Here is a 21,440-nt window from a genome sequence, read left to right on the forward strand (position 1 = left end):
ATAGAGGTCTGCGGTCAGAGAAGGTCTGCGGTCAGAGAGGGGTTGATCCCCGGCGCTTGGTCAGCGGGGGCCACCGGGGCGGGCTCGCTTGTGGGCCGGCACCACAGCCGGTAGGCGGCGGTGAGCAGGACCAGCCACACGGCGCCGACAATGAGTGCCACCCGGGTGTCGGCGTCGAAGGCGAGCAGGACGATCACGAACGCCAGGCCCGCGATCGCGAAGATCGGCAGGTAGGGCCACAGCGGCACCGGGAACTTCAGCTCGGCCGCCTCGGCCGCGCTCATCTGCCGGCGCGAGCGGAAGTGGGACACCAGAATCATCAGCCAGACGAAGACCGTGGCGAAGGTGGCGATGGAGGCGATGACCACGAAGACCCGGTCCGGAATCAGATAGTTGAGCATCACGCCGACCAGCAGGGCCGACACCATGATCACGACGGTCATCCACGGCACACCGTTGCGGGAGACCCGCCGCATCACGGCCGGGGCCTGCCCGCGCAGGGCCATGCCGTACATCATCCGGCCCGCGCCGAAGATGTTGCTGTTGATCGCCGACAGGGCCGCCGTGATCACCACGACGTTCAGCACGGTCGCCGCCGACCCCATGCCCAGGCTCTTGAAGATCTGCACGAACGGGCTGCCCTCGTCGCCGATCTGGTTCCACGGCGTGACGGCCATGATCACGGTCAGGGTCAGGACGTAGAACAGCATGATGCGCGCGGGGACGGTGTTGATCGCCCGCGGAATCGTCTTCTCGGGATTCTCCGCCTCGCCCGCGGTGACGCCGATGATCTCCGAGCCGCCGAACGCGAACATGACGATCGCGAAGCACCCGAGGAAGCCGCCCACGCCGTTGGCGAAGAATCCGCCGCCGGCGTGCAGGTTGGACAGGCCCGTGCTGGTGTCATGGATGCCGAATCCCCAGATCAGCACGGCGGTTCCGCCCGCGATCATGGCGATGATCGCGACGACCTTGATCAGGCTGAACCAGAACTCGAGCTCGCCGAACACCTTGACGTTGAGCAGGTTGATCGCGCCGATGAAGAAGACGATCGCCAGCACCCAGATCCATCGGGGGACATCCGGGAACCAGAACCCCATGTAGACCCCGAAGGCGGTGGTGTCGGCCAGCAGCACGATGACCATCTCGAAGATGTAGGTCCAGCCGGTCATGAACCCGGCCAGTGGACCGATGTGCTGGCTGGCGTACTCACCGAACGAACCGGACACCGGGTTGCGGACCGCCATTTCGCCCAGCGCCCGCAGCACGATGAAGATCACGGCCCCGCCGATCAGGTAGGCCAGCAGTACCGAAGGGCCGGCCTGTTTGATCGCCTCGGCCGATCCGTAGAAGAGGCCGGTGCCGATGGCCGAACCGAGTGCTATGAATCGGATGTGGCGGGCGGTGAGACCCCGGGTCAGGGTCGAGGAGATGTCTTTCACGGATCGGACTCCCTGGTGTTGTTCATAACGCAGCCCGACAGGGATTGTGAGTGCGTTCACATATGTATAGGGCTGTATATACAACTGTGTCAAGAGTGTGCAGTTACACAACGGCAACTAATTTAGTTGGCCGTCGCGCCGAGTCACGATCCGGTGGATCAGCCGAGCGGCGGTGCGCGCGGTCCGGTGGTCGATATCGAGATCCGGATTCAGCTCCGCCACATCCAGCAGTGCCAGTTTGCCGCTGCCCGCGACCAGGTCACACACCCTCTCGATCACCTCGAGTGGCACGCCGTACGCGGCCGGGGCGCTGACGCCCGGCGCGACGGGCGCGGGGAGCACATCCAGGTCAATGGTCAGATACACGACATCGACGGTGGCCAGGAACTCCTCGACGAAACCCCGCACCCCGGGCATATCCGCGGCGGTGCAGTCCTCGTCGAGCCGATAGCGCACTCCCAGCGTTGCGGCGGTCTCGAACAATGCCACGGTGTTGCTCGGCTGCGAGATGCCGAGCACGGCATAGTTCAGCACCCGCCCGGCCGCCGCCTCGTCCGCGGCCATCTGCCGGAACGGTGTCCCGGAACTGGGCGTCGGGTCGGCGCGCAGATCGAAATGGGCATCGAGGTTGAGCACGCCCAGTCGTGCCCCGGCCGCGGCCACGGAGGCGATGCCGAGATAGCTGGCGTAGGCCACCTCGTGCCCGCCTCCGAGCACCGTCACGAAATGCCCGCCGTCGAGCAGTTCGGTGACCACCGCGCCCAGTCGCCGCTGCCCGGATTCGAGATCCCCGTCCTCGACCGCCACGTCACCGGCGTCCATGACGCGTGCCGGGCGGGGTAGCGCCATGGACGACAGTGCCTGCCGCAGGGCGGCCGGGCCGGTGGCAGCTCCGGTCCGCCCCTTGTTGCGACGGACCCCCTCATCGCTGCGGAATCCGACCAGAACGCTTGCCCCGGGCGGGGTTTCGGGGGTGAACGGGGATATCGCGCTGTGCCAGCGCAGATGTGCCGGACCCGGGCCGTCGTCGCGACCGGACCAGGGGGCGGGCGGATGATCGACAGCGGTCACAGCCGGTGTCCGTCCTTCCAGATCTCGCGCACCAGCGCCACTCCCGGCCGGTATGCCAGGTACAGGTGCGAGGGTGCGTCCAGTGCGATCAGATCGGCGCGCGCGCCGATCCGGATGCATCCGATGTCGTTGCGCCGCAAGGCCGCCGCGCCGCCCGCGGTCGCCGCCCACACGGCTTCGTCAGGGCTCATGTGCATTTCGCGCACGGCCAGTGCGATGCAGAACGGAATGCTCGTGGTGTAGCACGTGCCCGGATTGCAGTCGGCGGCCAGGGCGACGGTCACGCCCGCGTCGAGCAGGGCCCGCGCGTCGGGATATTTGTTGCGCGTGGAGAAGTCGGCCCCCGGCAGCAGGGTGGCCACCGTGGTGCTCGCCGCCAGCGCCTCGATGTCCTCGCCGGTGGTGTAGGTGACGTGATCGACCGAGGCCGCGCCCAGCTCGGCCGCCAGCTGGACACCGGCGCCGTAGCTGAGCTGGTTGCCGTGCACTCGCGGCGTGAGCCCGGCCGCGATACCGGCCTCGAGCACGGCACGCGACTGATCGGCGTCGAAGGCGCCCTCCTCGCAGAAGACGTCGATCCAGGTGGCGTGCGGGGCGCACGCGGGAATCATCTCGTCGATGACCAGCCGCACGTAATCGTCGGTGCGCCCGGCGAATTCCGGCGGTGTGACGTGCGCCGCCAGCAAGGTCGTCTCCGACGTGTGCCGGGCGGCGATCTCGAGGCTCCGTAACTCGTCGGCAACGGTCTGTCCGTAGCCCGACTTCGTTTCGATCGTGGTGGTTCCGGTCCGCAGGGCCTCGGCGACCAGGCGGGCGACATTGGCGCTCAGCGCCGTGTCGGTGGCCGCCCGGGTCGCCGCGATGGTCGTCCGGATGCCGCCCGCGCTGTAGGGCGCACCCGTCATGCGGGCCGCGAATTCCTCCGACCGCTCACCGCCGAACACCAGATGCGCATGGCTGTCGACGAATCCGGGCAGGGCGGCACGGCCTTCCAGATCCACCCGGGCGCCGGCGCTGCCCTCGGGCAGACGCGCCCGCGGGCCGACCCACTGGATCAGGCCGTCGCCGAGCACCACCGCGGCATCCCGGATCACGCCGAGCGGGCCCGCGCCGATCTCGGGATCATTGGTCACCAGTGCGCCGATATTGTCGACGACCGTCCACTGCCCGGATTCGTTGTGCATGTGAGTTCAGTTCTCCTGCATCGGGATTCGGACGCCGCGCGTGGCGGCGACATCGGCCGCGTGCTGGTAGCCGGCGTCGACGTGGCGGATCACGCCCATGGCGGGATCGTTGGACAGCACCCGCTCGAGCTTGCGGGCGGCCAGTTCGGTGCCGTCGGCGATGCACACCTGCCCGGCGTGGATGGAACGGCCCATGCCGACTCCGCCGCCGTGGTGGATCGACACCCATGATGCCCCGGACGCGGTGTTGACCAGGGCATTGAGCAGCGGCCAGTCGGCGATGGCGTCGGAGCCGTCGGCCATGGCCTCGGTCTCGCGATAGGGGGAGGCCACCGAACCGGAGTCGAGGTGGTCACGGCCGATGGCGACCGGCGCGGACAGCTCCCCGGAGGCGACCATCTCGTTGAACTTCAGTCCCGCCCGGTGGCGTTCGCCGTAGCCGAGCCAGCAGATACGGGCGGGCAGGCCCTCGAAGTGGACCTTCTCCCCGGCCATGGTGATCCAGCGCTTGAGGTGCTCGTTCTCCGGGAACAGCTCGAGGATGGCCTGGTCGGTGGCGGCGATGTCCTTCGGGTCGCCGGACAGGGCGGCCCAGCGGAACGGGCCCAGGCCCTCTTCGAACAGCGGCCGGATGTAGGCGGGCACGAATCCCGGGAATTCGAAGGCCCGCTCGTAGCCGCCCTTGCGGGCCTCGTCGCGGATGGAGTTGCCGTAGTCGAACACCTCGGCGCCGGCGTCCTGGAAGCCGACCATGGCCTCGACGTGGGCGGCCATGGACTTGCGGGCCTCGGTGGTGAACCAGGCGGGATCCTCGGCGGCGCGGCGGTGCCAGTCGGCGACGTCGACGCCGATCGGCAGGTAGGACAGCGGGTCGTGGGCCGAGGTCTGGTCGGTCACGATGTCGATCGGCGCGCCCATGGCGAGCAGGCGCGGGAAGATCTCCGCGGCATTGCCGACCACGCCGATGGACAGCGGTTCCCGCGCGTCGCGCTTCTGGACGGCCAGTTCCAGTGCGGCTTCGAGGCTTTCGGCCTTGGTGTCGAGGTAGCCGTGCGCGATGCGGCGATCGATGCGGGTGACGTCGACGTCGACGCACAGCGCCACGCCGTCGTTCATGGTCACCGCGAGCGGCTGCGCGCCGCCCATGCCGCCGACGCCGGCGGTCAGGGTGATGGTGCCGGCGAGGGTGCCGCCGAAACGCTTGCGCGCCACCGCGCCGAAGGTCTCGTAGGTGCCCTGCAGGATGCCCTGGCTGCCGATGTAGATCCACGAGCCCGCGGTCATCTGGCCGTACATCATGAGGCCCTCGGCCTCGAGCTTGCGGAACTGCTCCCAGTTGGCCCAGTCGCCGACGAGGTTGGAGTTGGCCAGCAGGACGCGCGGCGCCCATTCGCTGGTGCGCATCACGCCGACCGGCTTGCCGGACTGAACCAGCAGCGTCTCATCGTCTTTCAGGGTCGTCAGCGTGCGCACGATGGCGTCGTAGGCCGCCCAGCTGCGGGCGGCGCGGCCGGTGCCGCCGTAGACGACCAGATCGTCGGGTCGCTCGGCGACCTCGGGGTCGAGGTTGTTCATCAGCATGCGCAGGGCGCCCTCCTGCTGCCAGCCGAGGCAGTTCAGTTCGGTGCCGCGCGGTGCACGGACCGGGCGGGGGCCGGACGTGGGATTGGTGGTCATCGGGACTCCTGTGTATGGGCTGATCGTGACGCCCATAACACCCCGGATTCGATGCCTGGAACAGCGTCGGCGCGAGAGATTCTCGGATCCGAGACACCTGACCGCTGCGGGGCCCCCGCCGGAGCGCCGATACACTTGGGCCCGAACGGGCGGGTGTCCACCGATGGGCAGGATGTGGAGCAGGTGACGAATGTGGCGATGGACGAGGTGGATATCGCGTCGCTGTATCGGGCTCGCGGCCGTGGAGCAGCCCCGGCGTATCAGCGCGTCAAGGATCTGATCACGGAGCAGATCGTCTCGGGGCGCTGGCGGGAGGGCGAGCTGCTGCCGTCGGAGAATCAGCTGGTCGGTGCGCTGGGACTGTCGCGCATGACCATCAATCGCGCGTTGCGGGAGCTGAGCGCCGACGGTCTGGTGGTCCGGCTGACCGGTGTCGGCACGTTCGTGGCCGAGCGGAAGGTCAGTTCGGCGCTGGTCGAGGTGCGCAATATCGCCGACGAGATCGGGGACCGGGGCCACCGGCATCGGGCCGAGGTGGTGTCGCTGGAGCAGCGCCCGGCGGATTCGGTGATCGCGCAGGATCTCGGCGTCGCCGAGGGCAGCACCGTATTCCATTCGAAGCTGGTGCATTTCGAGGACGGACTGCCGATCCAGCTCGAGGATCGCTTCGTGAATCCCGAGTTCGCGCCGCGCTATCTGGAACAGGACTTCACGACCACGACACCCAACACGTATCTGGTGTCGGTCGCTCCGCTCGGTCGTGGCGAGCATGTGGTGGAGGCGGTGCTGCCGACCCCCGACGAGTGTGCCCTGCTCGGGCTCACCGAGTCGGAGCCGTGTCTGCTGATCCGACGTCGTACGTGGTCGGAGGATCGGCTGGTCAGTTCGGCGCGGCTGCTGCATCCCGGTTCCCGCTACCGGCTCGCGGGAACCTTCGACGCGCAGACTTCCTGAGGGGCTACCCCGTTCGCACCAGGCCGCGGATCTGACGTACCGCCACGGACATGGCGGCGACGTCGGCGGCCGGGCTGTCGAGGATTTCTGTGAGGGTGGAGCTGGTCCGGTGGATGCGGGTGGCGTTGCGGGTCGCCCACCGGGCGATGGTGTCGGCGGGCGGCTCGGCGGGGTCGGGCCGATCCGCCAAGAGCACCAGGCACAGCAGGCGCAGGGATCCGTAAAGGTCGTCGCGCAGGGCCAGGCGGGCCATCGAACCCCAGCGGTCCTCGGTGGACAGTCGCGAAACCGATTGCAGCAGGCGCACTGTGCCCAGATGCTGGCTCAGCGCGTAGTACAGCCCTGCCACGTCGGCCACCTCGTGACCGCCCGCGTCGGCGACCTCGATGATGTCGAGCAACCCGAACTGGTCGAGCAGCAGGTGCACCCGGGCGGCCAGCTCGTGCGGTACCCCGGCGTCGATCGAGTCGGCGATGCGGCCGTGCAGGTCCGCCAGTTCACGGTCGCGCAGCCATTCCTGGACCAGGTGGGCGTGTGCCGCCAGCCGCGGGGCGAATCTGCCGGTCTCGGTGGCGATGTCGAGCGGCTGCGGGCGGTTGGCCAGCAGCCAGCGCACCGCGCGGTCGAGCACCCGCTGCGTGGTGCGGACGAGGCCATTGGTCACCGCCGCCGGCAGTCCGCTGGCGGCGATGTCGTCCCAGAGGTGGTGCAGCCCGAAGACGCGGGTGGCGACGAGGTAGGCGCGCACCACGTCCGGCCCACCGGCCGCGGAGTCCTCGGCCAGCCGGAAGACGACACTGATTCCGCCGTGGTCGATCACATCGTTGGCGAGCTGGGTCGCCACGATCTCGCGGTGCAGCGGGTGCTCGGACACGCTGTCGCCGAAACGTTCTCGCAGTGAGGCGGGGAAGTAGTCGAGCAGGTGATCGTGCAGTGCGGGGTCGTCGGGCAGTTCGCCGGCGAGCAGTTCGTCCTTGATCGCGAGTTTGGCGTGCGCCAGCAGGGTCGCCAATTCCGGGGAGGTCAGACCGCGGCCGCTGTCGGCGCGCCGGGTGAGCTCGTTCTCGTCGGGGAGCGCCTCCAGAGCCCGGACCAGTCCGCGGCGGGTCTCCAGCTGTGCGATCATGCGGGCGTGCACACCGATGCGGGCGGCCGCGTCGGCCCGGCTCACGCCCAGGACCCGGTTCTGGGAACGATTGTCCCGCAAGACGATCCGGCCGACCTCGCCGGTCATCTCGGCCAGCAGCCGGTCGCGTTCGGCCCGGTCCACCCGGCCCGCCGACATCATGCCGTCCAGCAGAATCTTGATGTTCACTTCGTGGTCGGAGCAGTCGACCCCGGCCGAGTTGTCCAGCGCGTCGGTATTGATTCTGCCTCCGCCGCAGGCGTATTCGATGCGGCCGCGCGCGGTGAATCCGAGGTTGCCGCCCTCGCCGACCACGGTGGCCCGCACGTCGGCGGCGTTCACCCGCACGCCGTCGTTGGCCTTGTCGCCGACGTCGGCGTGTGATTCGGTGGCGGCCTTGACGTAGGTCCCCACGCCGCCGTTCCACAGTAGGTCGACGGGTGCGCGCAGGATCGCGCGGATCACCTCGTTCGGCGCCGCCGCCGTGACCGAGTCCGGAAGCCCCAGTGCCGCACGGGCTTCGGGGCTGAGGGGCACCGATTTCGTCGATCGAGGCCACACCCCGCCGCCGGCGCTGATGAGGGTGCGATCGTAGTCCGCCCAGGACGAGCGGGGCAGTTCGAACAGGCGCCGGCGTTCGGCGTAGGAGGCCGCTGCCCGCGGTTGCGGGTCGAGGAAGATGTGGCGGTGGTCGAACGCGGCGACCAGTCCGATGCGCTCGCTGAGCAGCATGCCGTTGCCGAAGACGTCGCCGCTCATGTCGCCGATCCCGGCCACCGTGAAGTCGGCGGTGCTCGTGTCGCGGCCCATTTCGTGGAAATGGCGTTCGACGCTCTCCCACGCGCCGCGGGCGGTGATGCCCATCGCCTTGTGGTCGTAGCCGACCGATCCGCCCGAGGCGAACGCGTCGCCGAGCCAGAAGCCGTAGCCCGCCGCGACCTCATTGGCGATGTCGGAGAAGGTCGCCGTGCCTTTGTCCGCGGCCACCACCAGGTAGGTGTCGTCGCCGTCATGGCGGACGACGTCGCGGGCCGGGAGCACGGCTCCCGTGGCCGCGTCGATATTGTCGGTGACGTCGAGCAGGCCGGCGATGAACTGCCGGTAGCAGGCGATGCCCTCGGCCAGGTGGGCTGCGCGGTCGGCCGCATCGTCGCCGGTGGGCCGCGGGGGTTGCTTGACGACGAACCCGCCCTTGGCGCCGACCGGCACGATGACCGCGTTCTTCACCGCCTGTGCCTTGACCAGTCCGAGGACCTCGGTGCGCAGGTCCTCCTTGCGATCCGACCAGCGCAGGCCGCCGCGCGCCACGGCGCCGAACCGCAGATGCACGCCCTCGACCCGGGGCGAATAGACGAAGATCTCGAATCGTGGCCTGGGATGGGGGAGTTCGTCGATTCGCTGCGGATCCAGCTTGACCGACAGTGCCGTCGCATTGCCGTCGCGCACGAAGTAGTTGGTGCGCAGCGTGTTTCGCACCAGCGTCGTCAGGGCGCGCAGAATGCGGTCCGCTTCGAGCCCGACGACCCGTCCGATGGCGTCGTTCAGCCGGTCGGTCACCTCGGCCTCGGCGGATGCGGCGTGCCCGTCCGGTGCGAACCGCGCGTGGAACAGGTCCGTCAGCAGCCGCGCGGATTCGGGATGTGCGGCAAGGACTTCCGCGATCCGTTCCGGGCTGTAGGGGAATCCGCTCTGGCGCAGGTACTTCGCGTACGCCCGCAATACCGATACCGGACGCCAGGCCAATCCCGCGCCCAGCACCAGGCGGTTGAAGGTGTCGCTCTCGGCGTCGCCCCGCCAGGCGGCGGCGAAGGCTTCGGTGAAGCGGGTGTGCGTGTCGTCGTCGGGCGCCGGTTCGCTGTCGAAGGCCAGGCCGAAGTCGTATATCCAGCATTGGTTTCCGGCCGAATCGTCGACCGGGTAGGTGCGTTCGTCCAGGACTTCCACGCCGAGGGATTGGATGACCGGCAGGATGCGGCTGAGTGAGACGGCCGCGCCGGCGATGTAGAGCGTGAGCCGCAATCGCCCGCGCGCCCGTCCGGTGGGTGGGTGCAGGGCCACGTCGCATGATTCGGGGTGCAGCTTTTCCATGCGGGCGATGTCGGCGGCGGCGCGGCCGGGGTCGAAATCGTGTTTGTACCACTCGGGCAGGGACCGGGAGTACGCCTTCGCCAGGGTGTGATCTGCCATGCGTGCGTAGAGGTCGTCGTCCCAGTCCTGCGTCATTGTCGGAAATCTCCCCGTTGCGGTGGTTGTATATACAGCAACATACAACCCTTGTGAGGGGACTCACAAGCAGGGCTGCCGAGTCACCGCGTCACCGGTGCCTGACCCGCGATTCGCGAGGTCAGGCGCTCCGCGCCCCACCGCAGGGCCTGACCCACCACCTCCGGCTCGGGGTAGGACAGCGTGCGCCACGTCGTGCTGAGGGCCGCGACCGGACGGCTGTTGTGGTCGAACACCGCTGTGCCGACCGACCGCAGGCCCGCCGTCACCAGCTCCACCTCCTCGGCCCAGCCGCGGGTGCGGATCTGTTCCAGGTCCCGGCGCAGCTCGGTCAGGGTCCGGGGCCCGCGGCCGGTACGGGTGATGAAGTCGGAACGCTTGGCGTACAACGCTTTTACCTGGGCATCCGGCAGCGAGGCGAGGATCGCCCGCCCGTTCGCGGTCAGATGCGACGGCAGCCGAACCCCGATATCGGTGATCAGCGAGACCTCCGCGGCCGGACCGGAGCCGGGGCGTTCCTTGAGCAGGTAGACCGTCTCGTTGCCGTGCAGAATGCCCAGATGTACGGCCTGCCCGAGCTGCCTGGCCAGCTGGTGCAGAATCGGCTGAGCCAGCCGTTCCAGCGGTTCGTGGCGCAGGTAGGCCGAACCGATCTCGAAGGACGTCACGCCAAGCCCGTAGGCCTGTTCGCTCGGCACATACACCACGAATCCGCGGTCCACCAGCACCGACAGGATGTGGTAGACCGACGAGCGCGGCAGCCCCAGATCGCGGGCGAGCGCCGCCGCCCGGACCGGGCCCGGACCCTGGGCCAAGCGGACGAGGATGTCGAGCGCCCGACCGACCGCCGGCGACGTGGTCGAAACCGAAGACTGGGCCATTCCCCGGATTCTGCCAGTGGCGCCGAATCGGCAGTGGCGTCGGCGAAGCGGGTCTGGCAACTCCAGGGTGTCCAACAGCCGGGCCACCTTCAGCTGGACGCCCACCACCACCGGTTCCCACACCCTCGAGACGACCCAGGAGGTGGTCAGCACCGAGACCGCCACCGTGAAGGTCGTCGACTGCACCCCGTCGGGTGGCGGCTCCGGCTCCTGGGCGTCGAACCCCCTCACGGGACTCCTCGGCAGCCTCTCGGCTCAGTGAGCCGATAACGTGATCCAGGCGAAAGCCACTGCCGGGCAGCTGGTTTCGTCTGGCGATGCGATCTCAGATTCCGTTGAGCCGGGCCAGGACGTCGAACGCGCGTTCCGCGGTCTGGCGTTCCAGCTCTATCTCCGCGGCCGTCGCCGTCGTCAGTGCGGGATTCGCCAGGGCGAGTCCGTTGGCGAAGATCGTCACATTGGCCCCGAGGTCGGCGGCGACCAGCAACGGCTTCGTCGCGACCCCTTGGCCGAGTACCTGATCGAGTCCTTCGCCGAAGAAGTAGAACCGCCACAGCGGGCCCATGTTCGCGTGGTAGATCCGGTCGGTTCGCTCGGTGATGACGTCGCCGGTCCGGGCGATGCCGGCCACGATCTTGAAGTAGTCGCCGGCGTCGGCCGGTGTCGATCCGGCCTCGGCGACCGCCCGCGGCAGATCGACGATCAGGTGCGCGTTGTAGCCGGCGAGCGCGACGCGGCCGGGCGAGGCCGTGCGGTCCGCGGCGAGCGCGAAGTAGTTCGCCCAGTGCGGTTCCGGCGTCCCGCCGCTGAACTCGGCGTGCACATTGTCGAGGAACCGGCGCAGCAGGTCGAAGCTGAGCCGGTGCGCGTACTCCGGGTCGGTGAACGCCTGTGGATCGCGCTGTAGCGGCAGCACCGCCTGCTGCTCGACGACGTCCAGGCCGGTGGCGAAGGCGCCCCGGCGGTCCGCGTGCTGTTCGAGGATCCGGGTGATCAGATGGTCGCGGGACACGGCGTCCTCGAGCAGCGCGAGCTCGTCGTCGCCGGTGAGCGTGCCGGTATCGGCCAGCCGGGCGATCTCGGCGTTCTCGGCGGGAGACAGGGTGGTCGCGCATTCCGGCGTGGACGGTGGTGTGGCGAGCGCGGTGGCGGGCGCGACCACTGCGGTGGCGGAAACGGACAATGCGGCAACGAAATGCCAAAATGCATCGGGCACGATGGGGTTCTTAGCAGTGACGGCCCGCGAGCGCCCGGCGGACACGCCGAGCAGGCGCCGGGAAGTTGACGGGATACATTTGCGCGGTCCGGATTCCTCTGTGAAAGGGTTACCGCCATGTCGATCGCCGCTGACAAGGTTGTCTCCATCGAATACACGCTGAAGGCCGATGACGGCGAGGTGCTGGACACTTCCGTCGGCGAGGCGCCGCTGGTGTACCTGCACGGCGCGGACAACATCGTGCCGGGCCTGGAGCAGGCTCTCGAAGGCAAGAGCACCGGCGACGAACTGGTCGTCGTGGTGGAGCCCGAGGACGCCTACGGTGAGTACCTGGCCGAACTGGTCAGCGCCGTGCCCCGCGACATGTTCGAGGGCGTGGACGAGCTCGAGCCCGGAATGGAGTTCCACGCCGAGGCGCCGGACGGCGATTCGCAGATCGTCACCGTCCGCCAGGTCGACGGCGACGAGGTGACCATCGACGCCAACCATCCGCTGGCCGGTCAGCGCTTGCACTTCACCGTCAAGGTCGTCGACATCCGCGACGCCAGCGAGGACGAACTCGCCCACGGCCACCCGCACGGCGAGGACGACCACGACCACTGAGTCATCGGCGATCACGAGCACCGGGGTCGCCTGCGATCACGAGAACCGAGGTGCCTGTTCCAGGGCCGCGTCGGTGAAGACGCGGTAGGCCGCGTAGCCGACGCGATGGCAGGTGAATTCGCCGGCGGATTGCGATAGCTCCCAGACCGTTTCGCGAGAACCCCGCCCTCATCTACATGCTGATTCGCCCGGGTCAGACCTGAATCGACGGAGTTCTCCGTGTCGCCTGACCCGCCACCGCTTCGCCTTCCCCGACCGAATCGCGGGGGCGGGCGGGAGGCCGGTCCGGGCTGTCGGAGCGGGTGTGCCGGGCGACGGTGTTCAGGTGCCGGAGGGCCTGGCTGTAAGAGGTGAGCAGGGAGGTCTCGGCGTAGGGGATGGCGCGTTCGGCGCAGAAGGCTCGGACCAGGGGTTGGGTGGTGCGGAGGGCCGGGCGGGGCATGGAGGGGAACAGATGGTGCTCGATCTGGTAGTTGAGTCCGCCCAGCGCGAGGTCGGTCAGCGGCCCGCCGCGAACGTTGCGGGCGGTCAGGACCTGGCGGCGGAGGAAGTCGGTGTTGTCGCCCGCGGGAAGAACCGTCATGCCTTTGTGATTGGGCGCGAAGGTGCAGCCCATATAGAAGCCGAACAGGCCCTGCTGCACCGCGATGAAGACCAGCGCCTTGCCCGGTGACAGCGCCAGGAAGACCGCGGCCGAGTAGGCGATCGCGTGCGCGGCGAGGAACGCGCCCTCCCGGATACGGTGTGGGATGGGCCAATTCACCACGGCCCGCACGCTCGAGTAGTGCAGACTGCCCGCCTCGAGGAGCAGCATCGGGAAGAAGAGCCAGGCCTGATAGCGGAAGACGAAGCGCCGCCATCCTTTTCCGCGGGCGGCCCGTTCACCGGAGTGCGCCAGGATTCCCGCGACGTCGGGGTCGTCGTTCTCGGTATTGGGGTGCGCGTGATGACGGTTGTGATTGCTGGTCCACCAGCCGATGCTCACCCCGGTGGCGAGATTGCCGACGATGAGCCCGTACCAGTGATTGGCCCGCCGGGTCCGGAAGATCTGCCTGTGCCCGGCATCATGTCCGAGGAACGCGAGCTGCGCGAAGACCGCGGCCAGGTAGACCGCGGTCCCCAGCTGCCACCACGACTCGCCGACCGCCCACAACGCCGCCCACCCCGCCGCGAAGGCCATTGCGGTGAAAGCGGTTTTCCACCCGTAGTACCGCATCCGCCGTTCGAGCAGACCCGCCTGCCGGACCCGCCGCAACAGGGCCGCGTACTCGCTACCGCGCATCGGCGCGGATTCGGCCATCATCGGTGGCGGGATCTCCTGCACCGCCGACCGGGGTAGTACCGTCTCGATAACCAAAGGTTCTGCACATCCTGCTGTCGTGGTGTCACCTGCCTTCAGCGTGTCGCGCCGCGGCCACCATGAGGTGAACGTACATGCGAAGCGGCAACACAACTGCATGACGATTGCGCGACCATCGCCCCTGCCGTCCTTCCGAATGCGTTGCCGTTGAAGTGGTTCGGCCTCAGCGGCCGGTTTGTCGACCTCAGGGTGGTGATGTCGATCAGTGGCTGCGTTCGTAGGTGCTGTCGGGCTTGGGGATGCGCTGGTAGTCGGAAACGGTGAGGGTGGGCGTTTCATCCGAGTCGTGCTGAGCACTGCCGGGTTGGACTGTGCCGCGGACTTCCAGCCAGGTGTCGTCCGCGATGGCCTCCGGCATGCCGGAGAGGTGGACGAGGACGTACCGGGCGTCCGCGACACAGCAGGTGATCACGACGCGGGCGAGATCGAACTCGGTCGAGTCGGGGTTGCGTTGTTCGAGATCTTTGGGGCGGATGACGAATCCGCGGATGGTCACCTCGCGGCCGTCCAGCGAATGGCTCGAGTCCAGGAGGGCGCGGTCCACCAGATCGACGATGGGAATGAGCGGCGCCGGATCGGTGGGTAGCGGTGGGAACGGATACTGCTTCGGTTCGTCGGCGGCAGGGTCGCGTGAAACCGCCTGTACCGGAGAGGTTGTCGAGGCCGCGCCGGCGCCCAGGGCGGGCGGGACGATGAGCAGGAGCGCGGCGACCGGGGCCAGCAGCAGCCATTGGGTGCGGCCGCTGCCGTGATCGTGGTCGTCGTGGTCGTGAACGGCGGCGCCACGCCGGATGTCACGCCCGATCGCGATCAGGCCGAGAAGTATGAATCCGATGCTGCTGATCAGCAGATACGGATGCAGGCTCGGCTTCACGTATCGCAGGTAGGTGCCATCGAGCGTGATCCACAGCACCGCGACACCGATCAGCAGCAACAGCAGGTTTTGAGTCTCCCGCTTCATCGCGCCCCTCCCAGGCAGGCGAGTCCGGCAATGGTGCCGCAGACCAGCGCCACCGCGAAGGTCAACGGCGCGAAGCGAAGTGCGAACTGCCGTCCGAACGTACCGGCTTGCATGGCGAAGAGTTTCACGTCGACGGCCGGGCCGACCACCAGGAATACCAGACGCGGCAGCAGCGGCAGCGCCGACATGCTCGCCGCGACGAAAGCATCGGCCTCCGAGCACAGCGCCAGTACGATGGCCAGCACCGCCATCACGAGAATGGCCGTCGCCATCTGGCCCGCCAGGTGCTCGTACCAGGATGGCGGCACCAGCACGTGTAGTGCTGCGGCCGCGACGGCACCGAGTACGAGAAAAGCACTGGCCTGCAACAGGTCGTGCCGCGCGGTCTCGGTGAAGATCTGCCATCGGCTGTGTCCGGTCACGCAGTGATCGTGGCGCGCCGCCCGCGGCAGGAGCCAGCCCGGACGTCCGATTCTCGACCAGAGCAAGCCCATGGTGAATGCCGTCGCCAAGGAACCGGTGAACCGCGCCACCACCATTCCCGGTTCGCCCGGGAACGCCACTGCCGTCGCGATCAACACCACCGGATTGATGGCGGGCGCGGACAGCATGAAGGCCAGCGCGACCGACCCCGGCGCGCCCTGATCGGTCAGCCGCCGCGCCACCGGGACGACCCCGCATTCACAACCGGGCAATGCCATACCCGCGAGCCCGGCCACGCCGATGGCCGCCGTCTCGTTGCGCGGCAACACCTTTCGCAGTAGAGCAGGGGACACGAACGCCGCGATCGCGCCGCTGACCGTGACCCCCAGCGCGAGGAATGGCACCGCCTGTACGAAGACCCCGGCGAAGATCGTCACCGCGGTCTGCAAACGTGCCGACGAAGCCGCCGCGCGCTCCAGCGGCCCATGACAGGCCACGCCGAGAACCACCAGCGCGGCAAGGACATAGGTCGAGGACACCCGCATGCGGGCCGAGTTCAGAGTGTTCTGGGCGAGCACCCCCACATCCTGGCAGGGGTGTCCGCCGACCTCCAGCGGACACCCCGCGGTACATGGTGCCCGGGTCGTCGATGACCAGCACCGTCACGACGCGATGTGGAAGGCTTCCGTGCGCATGCGGCAGTGCGTCAGCGGTTCCGGTGTCACACGCTCAGTCACGTTCGCGTGTAAGCGATTCCGCCGCTCTGTGCCCGGAGCGTGATCATCAGTGTTCGTCGTAGTGCCCGTTGTGGGGTGCGTGCCGGTGTCCATCGTGGATGTAGTCGACGTGGTCGCCATGGGGCACGGCAGTGTGGCCGCAGCCCTCGCCGTGAACATGATCGTGGCTTTCGTGCGCAGTGTGCCCGGTCGGCTCGCACTCGTCGTAGTGATCGCCGTGTGCGCGGTGCATATGACCGTCGTGCACGTAGTCGGTGTGCCCGTCGTGTGGAACAGCTACATGTCCGCAACCTTCGCCGTGATGGTGTTCGTGCCCGGTGTGCGCCGCATGCTCGGGTGTGGTCATGATCTTCGTTCCTTTCTCGTGCCTGTCTTGGTTCGCTTCCTCGTCACTGTCGGGTTCACATCATAGTGTGCGCATCTTTTTGCGTATGCGCTGATAGGTAGCTAGTTCTCGGGTGGCGTGATGTGCTCGGCGGCTTGCTGATTCACATGGATACCGGGTTCGGATTCGGCTTGGAAATGGGGAAAAGGACTGTTACGTTATTGGTAACGATTTTCGATTTCAAGATCTGATGAGGGCTGCAAGATGGCTGGTCTGGTTTTCAGCAAACGCGCGATGGCGGCGGCCGCGTGCGCGGTGGCGCTGGTGGGGATGGCGACGGCGTGCGGCACGTCGTCGAAGTCGTCGGAGTCGACGAGCGGCAAGCTCGAGGTGGTGGCGACGATCAATGCCTGGGGCAGCGTCGCGGCACAGTTCGGCGGTGGCAAGGTGCACGAGACGAGCATCATCACCAATCCCGACACCGACCCGCACGACTACGAGCCCTCGCCTGCCGACGCGCGCACGGTCGCGGGCGCGAAGGTGTTCATCGCCAACGGAATCGGCTACGACGCCTGGGCGGACAAGCTGCTGGCAGCCAACCCGGGCAAGGGTCGCACCGAGCTCGCCGTCGGCAAGGAACTCGGGGTGGCCGAGGACGGGAACCCCCACCAGTGGTACTCGCCCGCCTCGGTCACCAAGATCGTGGACGCGATCACCGCCGACTACAAGAAGTGACCGTCGCGGCCAGCTGCTATCTGGCCGCTTTCCTCCTCGACCGCCTCCGACGCCACCGAACACATGTCACAACGGAACTTTCCATCAGCTGACGTAGATGCGGCCGCGCACCGCACCACCGAGCGGCAACGAGCCCTGTTCACCCTGCTGGGCAGCGACGACCGTTTCCGCAGCGCCCAGCAACTACACGCCGACCTGCGCACCACCGGCCATCACCACAACCTGCTGCGGCGGGTCTGCGGCCGTGCCGAAGACTTCGTCCTCGGCGAGCTGGAACACCACACCGAGCGCATAGCGCACCGGCACCGCTACATCGACCTCGAACACCACATCGACTTGTATGGCACCTGCCCAGATTGTGCGGCCGCGAACCCGCTCGCAGACCCTGAGCGGGAGTCGGACTCGACGACCTCGCCCGGAAGCGAGATCAGATGACAGTTGGTGCGGGTCGGCGCCTCATCGAACCGACTGCTGCCGGCCAGCTGACCGACGCGTGAGCGATGGGCGGCCCGCGCCGGTCGGCTAGCCTGAAAGCTGTGGGTATTCCCACGGGGTGGGTGATCATCGCCGGGGCCGGTACGGGCCATGTCCCGGCATACAGTCATACCGAGGTGTGGGTCGGTTCGGCGATCGTGTTGGTGATCCTGCTGGCGGTGCTGATCGCGCTGCTTCGGGGCCTCGGTGGCGGGGGTGGGCAGACATCACGGAAACGGCCCCGTCCGGGACGTGGACGGGGCCGATGATCTGCCGGTCTCAGCCGCGACCGAGCGCTGAATGGCCTTGATCCAGTTCTCCATCGGATCAATACGCCGGCCGCCACTCCGGCGGCCCCCGTAGACGTACCGGCGGCCTGAGTTGGAACGTGTTTGTGCGGCTGCGGCTTTCGCTTCGGCACGACCGTGCCCGGCGCGGTCCTGGCCGGCGCGAACAGAAACGACCGGCCCCGATTTGACTTTCGCTGGAAAACAGCCCAATATTCTCGGGTCAGCACCTCGCTAGGCGAGGCTCCTGCATGAACACAGGCCACTGATCCGACGACGTCGAGAGACGCCCAGGGTTAGGACAGGTTTCCCCGGATTAAGGGGTCACCCGAAGTGGCTTCCCGCAAGGGATCACGTCGTGCAGTGCCGAAGCTCTGACGAGAGGGGTGCCAATCCGAACAGTCTGTTCGGGTTTTCTCCCCTTGGTGTTCTGGCATTTCAACGTAGTGACGTGCGCGTCCAGGCAGCAAGGAGGTGAGGGACGACATGAAGTCCGGCGATAGTCCGTATCCGAGTCCGGTTCGAAAACATTCGTTCCCAGCTTGCTGCGACACCGTAACCGCCTGACATCCCGAAATCAGGCATCGACCACGGCGACACCGGTCGTCCGTGACGTGGTCGATGCGTGCCTTCGGTGTGCCTTGTCGTGCCCGGAATGCCTTGCAGCGGCTGGCCTTTCGCAAAGGAAGCCCCCATCATGGCCGTCATCGCCTTCCCCCGCTCGGGTCACGTCTCGCTGACCGCGTCCGTCCGTCGCTACATCACGCGGCACCGGCTGTCCGAGCAGGAGCGCCACAACCTGCACCTGGCCCGCGGCCGTAGCGCGGTCTACACCGCCTCCCTGGGCGGACACCCCTTCCACGCCTGACATCCCAGCGGTCGACAACCCGGCCGCGACCGCCGCCGGTGCGCCCGCGGCACCCCTTTCGACGTACACCAGATCTGCTGCGCAGCAATACAGTGAAGAAGGGAGAGAACGGCGATGGCCTTCTTCTCCAACGGCGCAACCCGCCGGACCACCACCGTCACCTCACCCGCGGCCGCCACCCCGACCGGCGCGGTCATGGACTCCGCGCACGTCGGCGACATCGTCGGCGCGCTCGGCTCCATCGGCCGGCACGACACCCTCGAGGGCCGCACCCGCTGGCAGAAGTTCAAGATGCTGCTGGCCGTGATCGGCCCCGGCCTGATCGTCATGGTCGGCGACAACGACGCCGGCGGGGTGGCCACCTACGCCCAGGCCGGACAGAACTACGGCATGGCGCTGGTCTGGACCCTGGTGCTGCTGATCCCGGTGCTCTACGTGAACCAGGAAATGGTGGTCCGCCTCGGCGCGGTCGCCGGAGTCGGCCACGCGCGCTTGATCTTCGACCGCTTCGGCAAGTTCTGGGGCGCGTTCAGCGTCGGCGACCTGTTCATCGTCAACGCGCTCACCATCGTCACCGAATTCATCGGCGTCTCCATGGCGCTCAACTACTTCGGGCTCCCCAAGACGATCTCGGTGCCACTGGCGGCGGTACTGCTGTTCGCCATGGTCGCGGGCGGTTCCTTCCGCCGGTGGGAGCGATTCCTGTTCGGGCTCATCGCGATCAATATCGTCATGTTCCCACTCGCGTTCATGGTGCACCCCAGCGTCAAGGACACCGCCCACGGCCTGATCCCGTCGTTCCCGGGCGGCCTGAACTCGACGCTACTGCTGCTCATCGTCTCCATCGTCGGCACCACCGTCGCCCCGTGGCAGCTGTTCTTCCAGCAGTCCAACATCGTCGACAAGCGCATCACCCCGCGCTGGATCCGCTACGAGCGCATCGACCTGTGGGTCGGCATCGTCGTCGTCATGATCGGCGCCATCGCCATCATGGCCGCCACCACGTTCGGCCTCGCCGGCACCGAGGCGATCGGTAACTTCACCGACGCCGGGGCCGTGGCCCAGGCTCTGCACGACCACATGGGCACCACCGTCGGCGCGCTGTTCGCGATCCTGCTGCTCGACGCCTCGCTCATCGGCGCCAACGCCGTCGGGCTGGCCACCACGTATGCCCTCGGCGACACCCTCGGCAAGCGGCACTCGCTGCACTGGAAGATCACCGAAGCACCGGTCTTCTACATCGGATACGCGGCGCTGCTCGCCGTCGCCGCCGCGGTGTCCTTCAGCCCCGATCACGTGCTGGGGCTGCTGACCCAGGGCGTGCAGGCGCTGGCGGGTGTGTTGCTGCCCTCGGCGACGGTGTTCCTGGTGCTGCTGTGCAACGACAAGGCGGTCCTCGGGCCGTGGGTGAACACGGTGCGGCAGAACATCGTCGCGGGCGTCATCGTCTGGTCGCTGGTGCTGCTGTCGCTGGCGCTGACCGCGGCCACCTTCTTCCCCGACTTGTCCACGCTGACCCTCGAAACCGGCTTCGGCGTGGGCGCTCTGGTCGGTGTCCTCGGCGGAGCGGGCATGCTCATCGCCTGGCAGCGCGGTCGTCGCCGCAATGCCGAGCGGACCGCGGCCGAGCTCGGCGGACTGGATCCGGACCAGGTGGAGGAGCTGGACGCCACCCCGCTCACCAAGGCTGAGCGCAAGGCCATCATGGAGGCCGACCGCGACACCTGGCGCACCCCCGCGCTCGATACCCTCGAACGGCCCGCGTTCTCCACCGCACGCACGGTGGGCATGTTCGCCCTGCGCGGCTACCTGCTCGTCGCCGTGATCCTGGTGGGCGTGAAGATCTTCCAGTCCATCACCGGCTGAACGCGATTCGCTCGGTGCCGTCACCTCCTTACGCGGCGACGGCACCGGGAGCGTGCGGTTTCAAGCCACGAAGTTCCGAAAGCATACCGATGCGGAAAACCGCCGCTGGCGTGGTCGCGCGCCCAATTCGCTCGTTTCCACTGTGGCGGCTGGGCATCACGGCTGGCCTTCTTGCCTTCGCCGCTCTCCGGGCGGTGCCTCTCGATGCGTCGGCCGCGCCTACGAATTCGGGGCGACCCGCTGGATCACCCGCGGCGCTGGCCGAGCAGATGCAGTCTGCGATCCAGGATGCATCCCCGGGTACCGAGGTCGGCATCGAGGTCGTCGACACCACTACCGGTGCCGTGATCGCCGACCTCAACGCCGATCAGCAGTTCTACACCGCCTCCGTGGTCAAACTGCTGATCGCGCTCGACGAACTGAAAAGCCAAGGCTGGAAACCAGATTCGGACACAGCGGGCCAGCTGGATCGGATGTTGTCGGCCAGCGACGACGACATCGCCGACCGGCTGTGGGGCCGTAACGGCGGTAACGCGATCGTGAGCCGGATGGCCGAGCTGATCGGGCTCAACGGCACGCGGCCACCGAGCGACCCCACTGAATGGGGCGAAACCCTCACCACCCCAAACGATGTCGTTGCCATCTACCACTACATCACCGCGACCGTGCCCGAACCGGCGAGTGACGTCATCTTGAACGCGTTGCGCAACACCAGCCGGATCGCCGCTGATGGCACCGATCAGAACTTCGGCATCCCCGACGGCCTTCCCGGCACCACCACGGCGATCAAGCAGGGCTGGATGATCCTGGACACCTCGACGACCATGAACACGACCGGTCTTGTCGGCTCCGCCCCGGGACAACCGCTGCGCTACATCGTCGTGGTACTGACCTCACAACCCGCCGGTGTCAGCTGGACAGCTGGCGGTGCCGCGCTCACCGCCGGCGTCGGCGTGCTGCGCAGCGTCACCGGATCGCACACGATGCTCGCGGCGGTCGAGTCCCGCTAGGCATCTCGCTCCGCGCG

The 21,440-nt window shown here is 67.8% G+C and carries 18 protein-coding genes, 1 pseudogene and 1 riboswitch; of the genes and pseudogenes, 8 read left to right on the forward strand and 11 right to left on the reverse strand.

Going from position 1 to position 21,440, the window contains the following annotated elements:
- Nucleotides 1-14: 14 nt before the first annotated feature.
- From ACIRRA_RS03500 to hutU, 4 genes are all read right to left on the reverse strand, one after another.
- A complete protein-coding gene (locus ACIRRA_RS03500; RefSeq protein ID WP_402762530.1) occupies nucleotides 15-1,442 on the reverse strand; it encodes an amino acid permease in 1,428 nt (475 codons plus the stop codon).
- 117 nt (nucleotides 1,443-1,559) lie between these two features.
- The gene (hutG, locus tag ACIRRA_RS03505; RefSeq protein ID WP_402762532.1) at nucleotides 1,560-2,513 is read right to left on the reverse strand and encodes a formimidoylglutamase; all 954 of its coding nucleotides are present in this window, start codon (nucleotides 2,511-2,513) and stop codon (nucleotides 1,560-1,562) included.
- Nucleotides 2,510-3,697, reverse strand: a complete 1,188-nt coding sequence (hutI, locus tag ACIRRA_RS03510) for an imidazolonepropionase (protein ID WP_402762534.1) — start codon at nucleotides 3,695-3,697, stop codon at nucleotides 2,510-2,512. Before hutI ends, hutG begins: the two co-directional genes overlap by 4 nt.
- Before the next feature lie 6 nt (nucleotides 3,698-3,703).
- Nucleotides 3,704-5,374: a urocanate hydratase gene (gene hutU, locus ACIRRA_RS03515; protein ID WP_402762536.1), complete on the reverse strand. Its 1,671-nt coding sequence runs from the start codon at nucleotides 5,372-5,374 to the stop codon at nucleotides 3,704-3,706.
- A gap of 198 nt (nucleotides 5,375-5,572) precedes the next feature.
- Between hutU and hutC the strand changes: the two genes are divergently transcribed.
- A complete protein-coding gene (gene hutC, locus ACIRRA_RS03520) occupies nucleotides 5,573-6,328 on the forward strand; it encodes a histidine utilization repressor (protein WP_402763671.1) in 756 nt (251 codons plus the stop codon).
- Between the two features lie 4 nt (nucleotides 6,329-6,332).
- Here the strand turns inward: hutC and ACIRRA_RS03525 are convergent.
- Together ACIRRA_RS03525 and ACIRRA_RS03530 are read right to left on the reverse strand one after the other, a co-directional pair.
- Nucleotides 6,333-9,677, reverse strand: a pseudogene (locus tag ACIRRA_RS03525) (NAD-glutamate dehydrogenase); the annotation flags it as partial.
- 83 nt (nucleotides 9,678-9,760) lie between these two features.
- On the reverse strand, nucleotides 9,761-10,558 hold the full coding sequence (locus ACIRRA_RS03530) for an IclR family transcriptional regulator (protein ID WP_402762538.1): 798 nt from the start codon (nucleotides 10,556-10,558) through the stop codon (nucleotides 9,761-9,763).
- A gap of 67 nt (nucleotides 10,559-10,625) precedes the next feature.
- On the opposite strand from ACIRRA_RS03530, the gene ACIRRA_RS03535 reads away from it, so the two are divergent.
- Nucleotides 10,626-10,820 (forward strand): hypothetical protein, encoded by a 195-nt coding sequence (locus ACIRRA_RS03535; protein WP_402762540.1) that lies wholly within the window; start codon nucleotides 10,626-10,628, stop codon nucleotides 10,818-10,820.
- Nucleotides 10,821-10,883: 63 nt separating this feature from the next.
- Here ACIRRA_RS03535 and ACIRRA_RS03540 read toward each other — a convergent pair whose 3' ends face one another.
- Nucleotides 10,884-11,774: a DUF5995 family protein gene (locus ACIRRA_RS03540; RefSeq protein WP_402762542.1), complete on the reverse strand. Its 891-nt coding sequence runs from the start codon at nucleotides 11,772-11,774 to the stop codon at nucleotides 10,884-10,886.
- A gap of 117 nt (nucleotides 11,775-11,891) precedes the next feature.
- Between ACIRRA_RS03540 and ACIRRA_RS03545 the strand changes: the two genes are divergently transcribed.
- Nucleotides 11,892-12,377: a peptidylprolyl isomerase gene (locus ACIRRA_RS03545; RefSeq protein WP_357006798.1), complete on the forward strand. Its 486-nt coding sequence runs from the start codon at nucleotides 11,892-11,894 to the stop codon at nucleotides 12,375-12,377.
- 193 nt (nucleotides 12,378-12,570) lie between these two features.
- Here ACIRRA_RS03545 and ACIRRA_RS03550 read toward each other — a convergent pair whose 3' ends face one another.
- The 4 genes from ACIRRA_RS03550 to ACIRRA_RS03565 all read right to left on the reverse strand — a co-directional run bounded on the left by ACIRRA_RS03550 (nucleotide 12,571) and on the right by ACIRRA_RS03565 (nucleotide 16,204).
- On the reverse strand, nucleotides 12,571-13,734 hold the full coding sequence (locus ACIRRA_RS03550) for a fatty acid desaturase family protein (RefSeq protein ID WP_402762544.1): 1,164 nt from the start codon (nucleotides 13,732-13,734) through the stop codon (nucleotides 12,571-12,573).
- 205 nt (nucleotides 13,735-13,939) lie between these two features.
- Nucleotides 13,940-14,698, reverse strand: coding sequence for a TIGR03943 family putative permease subunit (locus ACIRRA_RS03555; protein WP_402762546.1), 759 nt, complete (start codon nucleotides 14,696-14,698; stop codon nucleotides 13,940-13,942).
- Entirely contained in the window at nucleotides 14,695-15,699 is a 1,005-nt protein-coding gene (locus ACIRRA_RS03560; RefSeq protein ID WP_402762549.1) for a permease, read from the reverse strand. The genes ACIRRA_RS03555 and ACIRRA_RS03560 overlap by 4 nt, the downstream gene beginning before the upstream one ends.
- Before the next feature lie 205 nt (nucleotides 15,700-15,904).
- Nucleotides 15,905-16,204 (reverse strand): hypothetical protein, encoded by a 300-nt coding sequence (locus ACIRRA_RS03565; RefSeq protein ID WP_402762552.1) that lies wholly within the window; start codon nucleotides 16,202-16,204, stop codon nucleotides 15,905-15,907.
- Between the two features lie 243 nt (nucleotides 16,205-16,447).
- Here ACIRRA_RS03565 and ACIRRA_RS03570 point away from each other — a divergent pair, with 243 nt between their 5' ends.
- The 5 genes from ACIRRA_RS03570 to ACIRRA_RS03590 all read left to right on the forward strand — a co-directional run bounded on the left by ACIRRA_RS03570 (nucleotide 16,448) and on the right by ACIRRA_RS03590 (nucleotide 21,423).
- The gene (locus tag ACIRRA_RS03570) at nucleotides 16,448-16,918 is read left to right on the forward strand and encodes a metal ABC transporter solute-binding protein, Zn/Mn family (RefSeq protein ID WP_402762555.1); all 471 of its coding nucleotides are present in this window, start codon (nucleotides 16,448-16,450) and stop codon (nucleotides 16,916-16,918) included.
- 63 nt (nucleotides 16,919-16,981) lie between these two features.
- On the forward strand, nucleotides 16,982-17,353 hold the full coding sequence (locus ACIRRA_RS03575) for a hypothetical protein (protein ID WP_402762557.1): 372 nt from the start codon (nucleotides 16,982-16,984) through the stop codon (nucleotides 17,351-17,353).
- Nucleotides 17,354-17,902: 549 nt separating this feature from the next.
- Nucleotides 17,903-18,072: riboswitch (M-box (ykoK) riboswitch) on the forward strand.
- A 304-nt stretch (nucleotides 18,073-18,376) separates the two neighbouring features.
- Nucleotides 18,377-18,547 (forward strand): hypothetical protein, encoded by a 171-nt coding sequence (locus ACIRRA_RS03580; RefSeq protein ID WP_402762560.1) that lies wholly within the window; start codon nucleotides 18,377-18,379, stop codon nucleotides 18,545-18,547.
- Between the two features lie 114 nt (nucleotides 18,548-18,661).
- Nucleotides 18,662-20,413, forward strand: coding sequence for an NRAMP family divalent metal transporter (locus ACIRRA_RS03585; protein ID WP_402762563.1), 1,752 nt, complete (start codon nucleotides 18,662-18,664; stop codon nucleotides 20,411-20,413).
- Between the two features lie 269 nt (nucleotides 20,414-20,682).
- Nucleotides 20,683-21,423 (forward strand): hypothetical protein, encoded by a 741-nt coding sequence (locus ACIRRA_RS03590; protein ID WP_402762566.1) that lies wholly within the window; start codon nucleotides 20,683-20,685, stop codon nucleotides 21,421-21,423.
- Nucleotides 21,424-21,440 lie beyond the last annotated feature (17 nt).

Origin of the sequence: Nocardia sp. NPDC101769 (genome assembly GCF_044766925.1) — a bacterium.
Taxonomy (GTDB): domain Bacteria; phylum Actinomycetota; class Actinomycetes; order Mycobacteriales; family Mycobacteriaceae; genus Nocardia.